This window comes from Bacillus marinisedimentorum, assembly GCF_001644195.2.
Lineage (GTDB): Bacteria > Bacillota > Bacilli > Bacillales > Bacillaceae_O > Bacillus_BL > Bacillus_BL marinisedimentorum.
Genome location: NZ_LWBL02000018.1, coordinates 1 through 11,977, shown reverse-complemented (window position 1 = coordinate 11,977; position 11,977 = coordinate 1). Strand labels below are relative to the sequence as shown.

Here is an 11,977-nt window from a genome sequence, read left to right as displayed (position 1 = left end):
CAGGCGCCAGCGGCTATCGTCATAAGCGGGGGCCCCGCAGGGAGGAAAGAGCACGCACCTCCCTGCGGGATCCCGCTATTGCGTACGCCGCTATGCGGGCGCCTTGCGCATTTGTTCAGAGAAGAGTTTGCAGTTTATCACCTGGTTCAGCCGTGTCCAGTGAACGGGCGTCATGCCCATTTCTTATGGCTGGGATGCTCTTGAATCTTCTTTTTTTCCGACTTCCTGCTCCTGACCGCCAGCATGACGAGGTAGGAAAGAACCCCGAACAGGCAGGAAATGATCAGGGCATGAATCAGTGCGATGCCCAGGTTCAACTTGCTGAATACGATGAAAGCTCCGCTGGTTGCCTGCATCAAAATCAAAGCCAATGATAAAAGCCAGCCGTAGTAGATCACCTTCACATCCCGATACCGTCTGTATGCATACCAGGCCATAACAGCAATCCAGATGACGAGAATTCCGGCCGCCGCCCTGTGGCCAAGATGAATCCATTGGCCGGAGTTCTGGGGCAGAAGAGGGGCATCGCCGCTGCCGCATAACGGCCAGCCCATACAGGCGAGGCTTGCAGCTTTATGCCTGACAAGGGCACCAGTATATACGACAAGATACGTATAAATGGTTACACTGAAAATATGCTTGCGCATCTTACGGTCAATAAAGATTTTATCGGCACGAAATTTCCTATCGACCTCAAAAATAAGCAATGTCAGCAGCAAAACGGCCGCGAAGGAAATGAGCGAAATGCCGAAATGCAGCGCGAGCACCACATCCGACTGTCCCCACATGACTGCCGCTGCTCCTATGAGGGCCTGCAGAAACAGGAAAAAGACAGCCAACAGGGCCAGCGGTTTTGTTTCTTTTACATGGCCGATCGTTCTCCAGGACCAGATCGCAAGAACCGTGACCATGATTGCCGCTCCGCCAGATACCAGGCGGTGGCTCAATTCGATAACAAGTTCAAATGTAATATTGCTTGGAATCAGTTCGCCGTGGCAGAGCGGCCAGGAATCACCGCATCCGGCACCTGAACCGGTTTTGGTTACAAGGGCACCGCCAAGCAGTACAAAAAGCATTGCAATTGATGTTAATACTGAAAATATTTTTAAGGCATGCTGCAATTTATTCACCTTCCTGATATACCATGTCGCCATTCTTTCTCATCATATAAAATTTTAGTGAAAAACACAAAGAGAAAGAGGAAATACCGGATAATGACAGAAATTTAAAATTATTATTTAATAATTATTATCGTGCTTATAGTAAAAAAGGTTGAAAGTTGGGGCTGAGTCTGCTAGAACTAAGAAGGGAAAAGATTCTTTCCGCAGAAAGGTTTTTGTTGGTGATTTATTCTCTATTAATGCTATAATTATGGTGTAAATATAGAATTGTAACAAAACGTTCACAGACTTTTCACGAAAAATTCTTTTCCTGTGTTTAAATGAATAAAAGATAGGAACAAAATGAAAAGTTTTCCGAAATAATAGTTTCGATGTGTTAATGGAAACGGTTTCCGGGAACATACGGATAAGGGAGGAATATGGAATGGAGAACTCACGGGCAGCCGCCCGCTCCGGCCCTGTATTGGAGAGTACGGACATCAATCAGCGGGTGAACTTGTCAGCCTCCTGGCAGGACTTTCTTGCCCTGATCAAAATCGGCATCATCAATTCCAATTTGATCACTACATTTACTGGTATCTGGCTCGCCCTGTATTTTACAGGCCAAAACTTTATTGACAATATCCTTACAGTTGCGCTCGCTTTGATCGGCACTGCTCTTATCATTGCAGGAAGTGCGACGCTGAATAACTTCATTGACCGTGATATCGATCCATTGATGGAACGCACAAAAGAGAGGCCGACCGTTACGGGTGCAATGGATTCACAGCGGGTGCTGCTTACCGGACTGGCCTTTTCGCTGCTTGGTGCCGGTGTCCTGGCGGCAGCTTCGCCTGAAGCCGCTGTGCTTGGCCTGATAGGTTTATTTTCATATGTTGTGCTCTATACAATGTGGTCTAAGCGGAAATACACACTTAACACAATTGTTGGAAGCATTTCCGGGGCGGTGCCGCCTTTGATCGGCTGGGCAGCCATTGACCCGTCACTTCACCCGGTTGCCTGGATTTTGTTTCTTATCATGTTCCTCTGGCAGCCTCCGCATTTTCTGGCGCTTGCCATGAGGCGTGTTGATGAGTACCGTGCAGCGGGTATACCGATGCTGCCGGTCGTCCACGGTTTCCAGATCACCAAAAGGCAGATTGTCGTATATGTCGCCTGCTTGCTGCCTATCCCATTTTATCTTTATTCCCTTGGGACGGTGTACCTTGCCATTGCGGCGATTCTCGGATTCGGCTGGCTCGCCCTCGGCATTTACGGATTCTTTATGAAAGATGAAGTGAAGTGGGCGACGCTTATGTTCGTTTATTCTTTGAACTATTTGACTATTCTGTTCGTATCTATGGTTATTGTGACAATGTTTTAATTAAGGATGTCCTAAATATTCACATATATTTTTTGGCAGACAATCAATTAGGAAAGAGGGGTTTGATGATATTATGAAACGATGGCATCAGAAATGGCGCCTGTTTGCCGTTTTCGGCATGCTGGCGCTAATACTAGCAGGATGTGGCGATCCGTACCTTTCTGCCTTGCAGCCAAAAGGTGTAGGAGCAGAAATGCAGTACGACCTTATGCTTATCAGTGTGGCGATCATGGCTGGCGTATTCCTCGTTGTAATGGTGATTTATACGTTTGTCATTATGAAATTCAGGGCCAAAAAAGGGGACGAAAACAAAATCCCGAAACAGGTCGAAGGAAATCACACACTGGAAATTATTTGGACAGTCATCCCAATCTTATTGCTTTTGATTCTGGCAGTACCGACAGTCGCATACACATTCAAGCTGGCGGATACCGAGAAAAAAGCGGAAAATACAGTCGTGGTGGATGTCACCGCTTATCAATACTGGTGGGAGTTCGATTATCCAGACCTCGGAATCAAGACATCACAGGATCTTTACATACCAGCTGAGGAAGAGGTCATAATCAACTTGAAGTCACAGGATGTTATCCACTCATTCTGGGTTCCTGCCCTGAGCGGTAAAATGGACACCAACCCGGGTGATGGAAACAACAACACCATGACGCTCCATGCGAAAGAAGAAGGCACTTATTTAGGGAAGTGCGCTGAGTTATGCGGCCCTTCTCATGCGTTGATGGACTTCAAAGTGCAAGCCGTCGACAGAAACGAATTTGATGCATGGGCTGAAAAAATGAAAGCAGGCCCTTCAGAACCTCAGACAGAAACAGCGAAGGCCGGCCAGGAGATCTTCCAGCAGAGCTGTGTAGGCTGCCATGCTGTTGGAGAAGAGGGCGGGAATCTCGGTCCCAACCTGACAAATTTCGGTGAGCGTGAACGAATTGCGGGAATTCTTGAGCATAATGAAGAAAATCTCCGCAAATGGATGAAAGACCCTGAAACAGTGAAGCCGGGCAACAAGATGACCGGCCAATATGATGAACTTGACGACAAAGAACTTGATGCCCTCGTTGATTATCTGATGGGGCTCAAGGTCACTGAAGAAAAGAAATAATAATTAAGACAGGGAGGTAAAAACGTGAGTACAGCAACAGCTCAGAAAAAAGGCTTCGGCGCCGTGCTGTGGGACTACCTGACAACGGTGGACCATAAAAAAATTGCGGTCATGTACTTGATCTGGGGAGGATTCTTTTTCCTGCTCGGCGGACTTGAAGCCCTTTTTATCCGTATTCAACTGATTGTGCCGGACAGTGACTTTATCAGTGCCGGACTTTACAATGAAATTTTGACTATGCACGGTACGACGATGATTTTCCTTGCGGCGATGCCGCTCATTTTCGCATTGATGAATGCCGTTGTGCCGCTTCAGATCGGTGCGCGTGACGTAGCGTTTCCGTTTTTGAATTCTTTGGGCCTATGGCTGTTCGTATTCGGCGGCGTACTGCTGAATCTCAGCTGGTTCCTCGGCGGTGCACCTGATGCCGGATGGACAGCGTATGCTCCACTTTCAAACCAGTCCGCCGGACATGGCATTGATTTTTATGTGCTTGGCCTGCAAATTTCAGGTGCAGGTACTTTGATTGCAGGGATCAACTTCCTTGTGACAATCATCAATATGCGTGCTCCTGGCATGACATATATGCGCATGCCGCTGTTCACCTGGACAACGTTTGTAACATCCGCTCTTATTTTGTTTGCCTTTCCGGCTTTGACAGTCGGACTGTTCCTGCTTATGTTTGACCGTATGTTCGGTGCCAACTTCTTCAATGTTGCCGCTGGCGGTAACCATATGATCTGGGAGCATTTATTCTGGATTTTTGGACACCCGGAAGTCTATATTCTCGTCTTGCCGGCGTTCGGCGTGTTCTCTGAAATTATCCCGACTTTTTCGAAAAAACGTCTATTCGGTTACTCAGCAATGGTCTTCGCCACTGTCCTGATCGGTTTTCTGGGCTTCATGGTGTGGGCTCACCACATGTTCACAGTCGGCATGGGCCCGGTTGCCAATGCGCTGTTCGCTGTGGCAACCATGGCGATTGCGGTACCGACCGGAATCAAAATTTTCAACTGGCTCTTCACAATGTGGGGCGGGGTTATCCGGATTACGACACCAATGCTCTGGTCTCTCGCTTTCATCCCGACTTTCACAATCGGCGGTATGACAGGTGTCATGCTGGCGGCAGCAGCAGCTGATTACCAGTACCATGACAGTTACTTTGTTGTCGCTCACTTCCACTATGTCATCGTAGGCGGCGTCGTATTCGGCATTTTTGCCGGGCTGACATACTGGTGGCCGAAAATGTTCGGTAAGATGCTTGATGAAACAATCGGTAAGTGGACATTCTGGGTTTTCTTTATAGGATTCCATTTGACATTCTTTATTCAGCACTTCCTTGGCTTGATGGGTATGCCGCGCCGTATCTGGAAGTTCCTTCCGGGACAGGGGCTTGAAACCGGGAACTTTGTAAGTTCGATCGGTGCATTCCTGATGGCAATTGGCGGGATTCTGTTCCTTTACAACGTTGTGAAAACAGCACTTAAAGGAGAAGTTGCAGGAAATGACCCATGGGATGCCAGGACGCTCGAATGGTCGATTTCTTCACCACCTCCTGAATACAATTTCAAGCAGACTCCGCTTGTTCGCGGTTTGGATGCTCTGTGGATAGAAAAAATGGATGGCAAGGAAGGCATTTCTCCGGCAGAACCGGTTGATGATATCCATATGCCTAACGGATCATTCCTGCCATTTATGATATCTCTTGGTCTGTTCGTCGCTTCCTTTGGATTCATGTACAGAACCGAAAATTCGGCCTGGCTGTTTGTAGCTGTAGCCGGCTTGCTGATTACCTTCGGATCGATGTTTATCCGGTCCATCAAGGATGATCACGGATATCATATTCATAAAGAAGATCTTGAAAAAGCGGATAAGGGGGCGAGGGTGTAATGCAAACAGAAGAGACATTAAATGCTCAAAATTTTCCGGAAGAACCCGAGCGTGCCACCCTTGAAGGCAAAAATAAGTTTTTAGGATTCTGGTTCTTCCTCGGCGGAGAGACGGTTCTCTTCGCTTCCCTTTTCGGAACATATCTTGCTCTAAAAGGCCAGCATATGTCAGGACCTCCGGCTGAAGAGCTCTTTAAATTGCCGATGACGTTTTTAATGACGATGATCCTGCTTACAAGCAGCTTGACAAGTGTATATGCAATGTATCACATGAAAAATTTCGACTTTAAAAAAATGCAGCTTTGGCTCGGCATTACTGTTCTATTAGGTTTCACATTCCTCGGATTGGAAATCTTCGAGTTTGTCGAGTACGTCCATGAAGGCCATACGTACACAGGCAGTGCGTTCGGTTCAGCGTTTTACACGCTCGTCGGATTTCACGGCGCCCACGTCCTTTTCGGTGTCCTGTGGATTGTGACGTTGATGGTAAGAAACGCAAAACGGGGACTGTCGCTCTACAATGCCCCTAAGTTTTACGTTGCAAGTCTGTACTGGCACTTTATCGACGTTGTATGGGTATTCATCTTCACAGTCGTCTATTTGATGGGAAAGGTGGGATAAAACATGGCGTCAAACAGCAATTCAACTGCACAGGAAGGCGGCGGCCAAATGGCTGCCTATAAAAAACAGAAGCGGAAGCAGGAAATGAAATATCAGCTTGTCACTTTCTCAATGATGATCTTTTTTACGATCATCGCATTTCTGGTCGTCGGTTATGAAACGTTTTCGGCAACTTTCGCCGTGCCTTTCATCCTGCTGCTGGCGGCTGTCCAGGTCATCTTTCAGCTTTATTACTTCATGCATATGAACCATAAAGGCCATGAGGCCCCTGCATTGTTTATTTTTTCAGGCATTTTCATGGGTGTTGTGACAGTTGCCGCTTTGATGCTTATTGTCTGGTGGTGACAGTAGACGGAACCATGCATTTGAATGTGGATATGGTATGCTGAAGTCAGTATGTTTTTAATGACTGGTAAAATCGGCCCCGGTTATGCAATCAGTATAGCTGAGGGCCGTTTTTTAAAAACACCGGCTTTTTTCATCAAGACTAATATCTGAATAGTATTTGGCCAAAGTCATATGGAAGCCGTTTTTTTGGATTTCAAGATGCTGACCATGATAAAGTGGTATATGAAAGTAGTCATTGGTATATCTTGAGCCATTTTGGATTTGAGATTAAGACATCAGAACGTTCTAATGGTTCCCGAGGTTTATATATTTATATAATGATTTTACTGCAAGAGGTGAGCTAAAATGGGATTAGCACTTGATTTGTTCGGTTTCCGTGCACTTTGGAGTCCGTATTACTTTTTCGCAATGGTCTTGCTTGCTGCCGGTTACTTGCTTATAACAGGTCCGTGGCTGCATAAATTTAAGGGATCGGAACCGGTTCCCGTAAAAAAGAAAATTTATTTTTTATCAGGTGTTGCTCTTTTATACATCGTGAAGGGTTCACCGATGGATTTGATGGGGCATCTCATGTTCAGCATGCATATGACCCAGATGGCTCTTCTTTATCTGGCGATTCCGCCGCTTTTGCTGCTTGGTACGCCTGCATGGTTTATCAAATGGATGTTCAATTTTAGACCGCTTAAGAAATCAGTATGGTTTTTGACAAATCCGCTGCTGGCCATACTGTTATTCAACGGATTTTTCTCTTTATATCATTTACCGCAAGTGTTTGACAGAGTGAAGACTGATATGTGGGTCCACGGTATATATACAACAGTGCTGTTCATATTCGCACTGGCCATGTGGTGGCTTATCGTAGATCCATTGCCGGAATGGCAACGATTGAGCGAGCTCAAAAAAATTGCATATATGTTCGCGAATGGAGTCCTTATTACCCCGGCATGTGCACTCCTCATTTTTGCGGAAACCCCGCTATTTGCGACCTTCACCGATCCGGCCCTGTTTACCGAATCGCTGAAGTTGTGCGTGCCGGCCGGTACGCTTTCCGGACTATCTATCAGCGGACCGGAACTGTTTTCGATATTCCCGATTATGGAGGATCAGCAGCTCGGCGGTATTGTGATGAAATTCATGCAGGAAATCATTTACGGAATGGCAATCGGGTATACATTCTTCGCCTGGTCACGCCGTGAACGTAAAGAGGAACAGGAAGAGATCAATAACATGAAGCCGGTGCTGTAAGCCCGGCAATCCTGCCTAAGGCAGCAGTATTTTTCACTTTAACTCTAGCAGCAGCAGAAATGGGGTAGGAGTATGGGGATAATTTTGCCGACCATAAGCACATCTTTTATCGTAATCAGTGCGGTGCTGATCGCCATCGGCTGGTATTTGATTTCCCGCCGCCGTGTGGAAGCGCATAAGAAAGTGATGACGGCAGCCGGTGTCTTTGCTTTGCTGTTCTTCATCATATATGTTTCGAGGACCGTCTTTGTCGGAAATACGGAGTTCGGAGGACCTGACAGCATCAAGAAGTATTATACGGCATTTTTGATTTTCCATATTGTGCTGGCCACTACCGGCGGAGTATTCGGCCTCGTGTCACTATACAGCGGCTATAAAAATAACCTTGGCAGGCACCGGAAAATAGGGCCGTGGACAAGCATCATCTGGTTCTTTACGGCGATCACCGGTGTAGCTGTATACCTCCTTCTGTATATTATTTATGAAGGCGGAGCGACGACGAGCATGATCAAAGCAATTCTAGGCTGATCTGAGGCATTGCGGCATAAGCCGCAATGCCTTTTTTACCGCAAGGCTCTGTTAATTCTGGCTGTTGTTACCCGCTGCACACGTGCGACACCCGTTCTTGTTTCCCTTTGGAAGCATCCATGGATTCTTCTTTTCAGCGGAGCAAGCGGTGAAGAGGAATTGTCCGTGAATTTACGCCCTGTCCGGACCAGGGTGCGTCCTAAATAAAAACGGGTGTATAACCGCGATGCATCGGAAAGAGGACATGAAGGAATTGCCGTGTTTTCCGTTGAATAGATTATGAAGCGGGAGGGGGATTACATTGGAAGAGAAGATTAGGAAGATTGAACGTGACGAGATGGATGAAGTGCTGGCCTTATCACAGTTTGCATTTCAATATACACTTACAGATGATGAAAAAGAAAAACGACTTGAACGGCTATCATATGAAGAGGTATGGGGTTCGCTAGCAGACGGAAAACTGGCTTCTAAGCTGCATATTTTGGACCTTGAAATATACCTTGCCGGAAAACGGTGGAAGATGGGCGGAGTTTCTGCTGTGGCAACATGGCCGGAATACAGGCGCAGCGGCCATGTCGAGAGCCTGCTGAAAAACAGCCTGAAACGGTTGAAAGAGACTGGTTATGCAATATCCATGCTGCACCCGTTCAAATTTGAATTTTACAGACGTTATGGATGGGAAACATTTGTCCAGTATAAAAAATATAAAATTGCCATGGACAGGTTCAGCCAATTTAAAAAGATGGATGGCCGGATTGAAAGGACGGGCAGGAAAATTGGCTTGTTGAATGAGATATATAGCCAGTACGCAAGCAAATACAATGGAATGCTTGTCAGAACCGATACATGGTGGAACACCCGTGTCTTTACAAAAAACAACGATCAGGCCGCCGTCTATTACCGGGCTGATGGGACGCCGGGCGGTTACATACTATATTATACAAAGGATGAGAAAATGATCATCCATGAAATGGTCCATCTTGACATCGAGAGCTTGCTTGGTCTGCTTACGTTTATCAGGCAGCATGATTCGATGGCAGAGTCAGTGGAGGTTCCGCTGCCTGATGCCCAGGAGTTTTCATTTCTTTTCGAAAATCCGCGGATGTTGATTGAAACGAAACCCTATTTTATGGCCCGGATTGTGGACGCGGGAAAAACGCTGGAAGAGTATTCTTTCCGAATTCCACCCGGAAAAGGGAACCTGTTCTTGCATGTGACCGATGGGTTTGCCGACTGGAACGACGCCACCTTCCAGATTTGCTATGATAACGGCAGCTTTTCTGTGACGACCCATAAAAACAACAGTACAGGCAGTTCATGCACTCATCTGCCTAAACGGGGGCTGTCACTTGATATCCAGACACTGGCCGCAGTATTGTTTGGATATCAGGAACCTTCTTTCTTATATGAAACTGGGAAGGTAATTGGACCGAAAAAGGATGTGGAGATGCTGGCAGAGATGCTGCCGGAATACACGCCGTTTTTCAATGATTTTTTTTAGCGGGAGCATTCCGTCCTGGAGAAAAAGCGCTCATTTTTATGATTCACTAGCTGTCAGTAAGGGATTTTTGTTATCACAAGGAAAAAAACAAAAATAAACCTCCAGATTTCTCATTAAAGGGTTCAGTTTTGAAGTGCAAATTTTCAAATCGAACGAAAACAACATTAGTTATACCAACAGAACCGGCAAGGAGAAATGCATGATAATAAGTATAGAAAAACGCTCCGAGTGTATGAACTGAACTGCCCCCTGTCAAGTAGACAGTGGAAATAATAAAAAGTAGTCTAAGCGGCTTTGGCTCTATATTCAATAGGGCTAAGGCCGTTTAGTCGTTTTTGGTACCGATCATGATTATAGAAATGAATATACTGCTCTATCGCTTGAGAGAGCTCTTCAAACGTTTCATACTTATGTAAATAATATTTCTCGCTTTTAAGTGTTCCCCAAAAGGATTCCATGGGCCCGTTATCAATGCATCTGCCTACCCGTGACATGCTCTGAGTAATCCCGGCTTCATCAATCCTTCGCTTAAAGCCATGAGAGGTATACTGGAATCCACGATCACTGTGTAGTAGGAGCCGGCTCCTGCCCAGTTGCTCTGTTGCCAGGTCAAGCGTCTTGAACACAAGGAGATTGTTATTGGAATGTCCTAGGACATAGCTGACAATTGAGCCGTCATACAGATCCAAAATAGCGCTTAGGTAAGCTTTCTTTGTGGAACCATATTTGAATTCCGTGACATCTGTTACCCATTTTTCATTTGGATTTTCAGCCTTGAATTCACGGTTTAATACATTCTCGGCGACATGTTCGGGGTTGAAAGGCTTATAACGTTTCTTCTTTCGACGTATGACCGACTGTAAACCGACCACCCTCATCAGCCTATAATAGCGTTTGTGGTTGAAGCTCTGTCCGAGCTTTCGATTGATATGCATCATCATTCGACGATAGCCATAGATACCTTCCAATTCCTCATGGAGAGCCTTCATCTCTCTTATGATTTCCTCATTCTGAAGGTCACGTGCAGAAGGTATACGGTTTAACCACTTATAGTAAGCACCTCGTGTAATCCCAGCGATATCACATAGTAAAACAATACTTATATCTTCATCCGCATTAAGCTCCTGGATTGCGATGTACTTGTCTTTATAAGGGATGTGGCTTACTTTCGCCTCCTTTCGAGTTCCTCTAACTTTTTTAAGAATAGATTCTCCGCACGTAGTCGTTCATTTTCTCTTTCCAACTTCTTCATCTGAAGCTTGATTTTTTCTTCCGGGGTTAATTCAGCTTCTTCTTTCTTCTGTCCCCGTTTATCTTTAAGCGCTTCAACTCCACCATCTTCATACTTCTTAACCCACTGATACACTTGCTGGTAAGAGACTTCATAGGCCTCTGCTGTTTTTTGATAATCCTTTCCGTTCCCCAAACAGTCAAGGACAATATGAATACGTTCATCCCAAGCCGTTTTTCTCCCTTTAGCCATAGAGCTTGTCCTTCCTTTCGTATCCTTCAATTCTCTATGACTATTATACTTGTTAATCCATTTCCTGAGGACGGATTCGTTTGATATTTCATACTTCCTGGCAACATCACGCAATGAATAATGACCGGAAAGGTAATCGTTTATGGCGGACTGCTTTAACTCACGGGTGTATGGTTTCCAGGTAGAGGCTTCTTTAAGGCCTTCGGTCCCATACGTATCAAACTTATATTTCCATTCTTTAATAGTGGACTCAAACACCTTATACTTTTTTGCAATGGCAGCTAAGGAATACTTGCCATCCTCCCACATTTTTAGTACTTCAAGCTTATATTCTGGAGTAATTGATTTTCTACCCATAAAAAGCTCCCCCTAAGATAAACAAGTTTTATTTTTAACCTGTCTACCTTAGGGGGAGCATATCAAACTCAGAGCGTTTTTATTTACCATATAGGAAAGTATCCGTCGTCAGCAAGGGAGTTTTTCGACGCAATGGCCAATTTTAAGAATATAAATAAGAGCAGCTACGCCTCTGTCTTCGCCTAAAGGCTCGTCAACGGCGCGTTTCTTTATAAGGTAAGAAAGTATAAGTGAATCAAGTAAGATTAGTGTCCAGTTCCAGGCGCCAGCTGCTATCGCCCAAAGCGGTGATCCCGTCGGAAGAGAAACCGCTTTCCTGCAGGAATCCCCGCTAACGCCTATACGTTTCCGAAAATGCCTTCGGAGGACTAAAAAGGGAACGAATCAAGCTATCCGTTCCTGAAAAGGCC

Annotated in this window: 11 protein-coding genes; 9 read left to right on the top strand and 2 right to left on the bottom strand. The window is 45.7% G+C overall.

Annotated elements, in window-relative coordinates; translation table 11 throughout:
* Positions 1-170: 170 nt before the first annotated feature.
* Entirely contained in the window at positions 171-1,121 is a 951-nt protein-coding gene (locus tag A4U59_RS05790; RefSeq protein WP_066176490.1) for a COX15/CtaA family protein, read from the bottom strand.
* Positions 1,122-1,545: 424 nt separating this feature from the next.
* On the opposite strand from A4U59_RS05790, the gene cyoE reads away from it, so the two are divergent.
* The 9 genes from cyoE to A4U59_RS05750 all read left to right on the top strand — a co-directional run bounded on the left by cyoE (position 1,546) and on the right by A4U59_RS05750 (position 9,727).
* Positions 1,546-2,484 carry a heme o synthase gene (cyoE, locus tag A4U59_RS05785; RefSeq protein WP_066176333.1) on the top strand — a complete coding sequence of 313 codons (939 nt, stop codon included), beginning with the start codon at positions 1,546-1,548 and terminating at the stop codon, positions 2,482-2,484.
* Positions 2,485-2,557: 73 nt separating this feature from the next.
* Entirely contained in the window at positions 2,558-3,595 is a 1,038-nt protein-coding gene (gene coxB, locus A4U59_RS05780) for a cytochrome c oxidase subunit II (protein ID WP_066176331.1), read from the top strand.
* A gap of 24 nt (positions 3,596-3,619) precedes the next feature.
* Positions 3,620-5,485: a cytochrome c oxidase subunit I gene (ctaD, locus tag A4U59_RS05775; RefSeq protein ID WP_066176328.1), complete on the top strand. Its 1,866-nt coding sequence runs from the start codon at positions 3,620-3,622 to the stop codon at positions 5,483-5,485.
* Positions 5,485-6,105: a cytochrome (ubi)quinol oxidase subunit III gene (locus A4U59_RS05770; RefSeq protein WP_066176326.1), complete on the top strand. Its 621-nt coding sequence runs from the start codon at positions 5,485-5,487 to the stop codon at positions 6,103-6,105. The genes ctaD and A4U59_RS05770 overlap by 1 nt, the downstream gene beginning before the upstream one ends.
* 3 nt (positions 6,106-6,108) lie before the next feature.
* Complete coding sequence (gene ctaF, locus A4U59_RS05765) at positions 6,109-6,450, top strand: cytochrome c oxidase subunit IVB (RefSeq protein WP_066176323.1); 342 nt, start codon at positions 6,109-6,111, stop codon at positions 6,448-6,450.
* 24 nt (positions 6,451-6,474) lie between these two features.
* Positions 6,475-6,603 carry a hypothetical protein gene (locus A4U59_RS22350; protein ID WP_281183451.1) on the top strand — a complete coding sequence of 43 codons (129 nt, stop codon included), beginning with the start codon at positions 6,475-6,477 and terminating at the stop codon, positions 6,601-6,603.
* Positions 6,604-6,798: 195 nt separating this feature from the next.
* Entirely contained in the window at positions 6,799-7,698 is a 900-nt protein-coding gene (gene ctaG / locus A4U59_RS05760; protein ID WP_066176320.1) for a cytochrome c oxidase assembly factor CtaG, read from the top strand.
* A gap of 72 nt (positions 7,699-7,770) precedes the next feature.
* Positions 7,771-8,226 carry a DUF420 domain-containing protein gene (locus A4U59_RS05755; protein WP_066176317.1) on the top strand — a complete coding sequence of 152 codons (456 nt, stop codon included), beginning with the start codon at positions 7,771-7,773 and terminating at the stop codon, positions 8,224-8,226.
* 301 nt (positions 8,227-8,527) lie between these two features.
* The gene (locus A4U59_RS05750; protein WP_083270679.1) at positions 8,528-9,727 is read left to right on the top strand and encodes a GNAT family N-acetyltransferase; all 1,200 of its coding nucleotides are present in this window, start codon (positions 8,528-8,530) and stop codon (positions 9,725-9,727) included.
* Between the two features lie 284 nt (positions 9,728-10,011).
* Here the strand turns inward: A4U59_RS05750 and A4U59_RS20795 are convergent.
* Positions 10,012-11,567 (bottom strand): IS3 family transposase gene (locus tag A4U59_RS20795; RefSeq protein WP_106406303.1). Its coding sequence is split into 2 segments (ribosomal slippage): positions 10,012-10,928 and positions 10,928-11,567, totalling 1,557 coding nucleotides; the frame shifts between segments, so codons are not numbered across the junction.
* Positions 11,568-11,977 lie beyond the last annotated feature (410 nt).

Coding starts and splice junctions, on each gene's coding strand:
- coxB (WP_066176331.1), top strand. CDS start 2,558: ATGAAACGATGGCATCAGAAATGGCGCCTGTTTGCCGTTTTCGGCATG.
- A4U59_RS05770 (WP_066176326.1), top strand. CDS start 5,485: ATGCAAACAGAAGAGACATTAAATGCTCAAAATTTTCCGGAAGAACCC.
- A4U59_RS22350 (WP_281183451.1), top strand. CDS start 6,475: ATGTGGATATGGTATGCTGAAGTCAGTATGTTTTTAATGACTGGTAAA.
- A4U59_RS05755 (WP_066176317.1), top strand. CDS start 7,771: ATGGGGATAATTTTGCCGACCATAAGCACATCTTTTATCGTAATCAGT.
- cyoE (WP_066176333.1), top strand. CDS start 1,546: ATGGAGAACTCACGGGCAGCCGCCCGCTCCGGCCCTGTATTGGAGAGT.
- ctaG (WP_066176320.1), top strand. CDS start 6,799: ATGGGATTAGCACTTGATTTGTTCGGTTTCCGTGCACTTTGGAGTCCG.
- ctaF (WP_066176323.1), top strand. CDS start 6,109: ATGGCGTCAAACAGCAATTCAACTGCACAGGAAGGCGGCGGCCAAATG.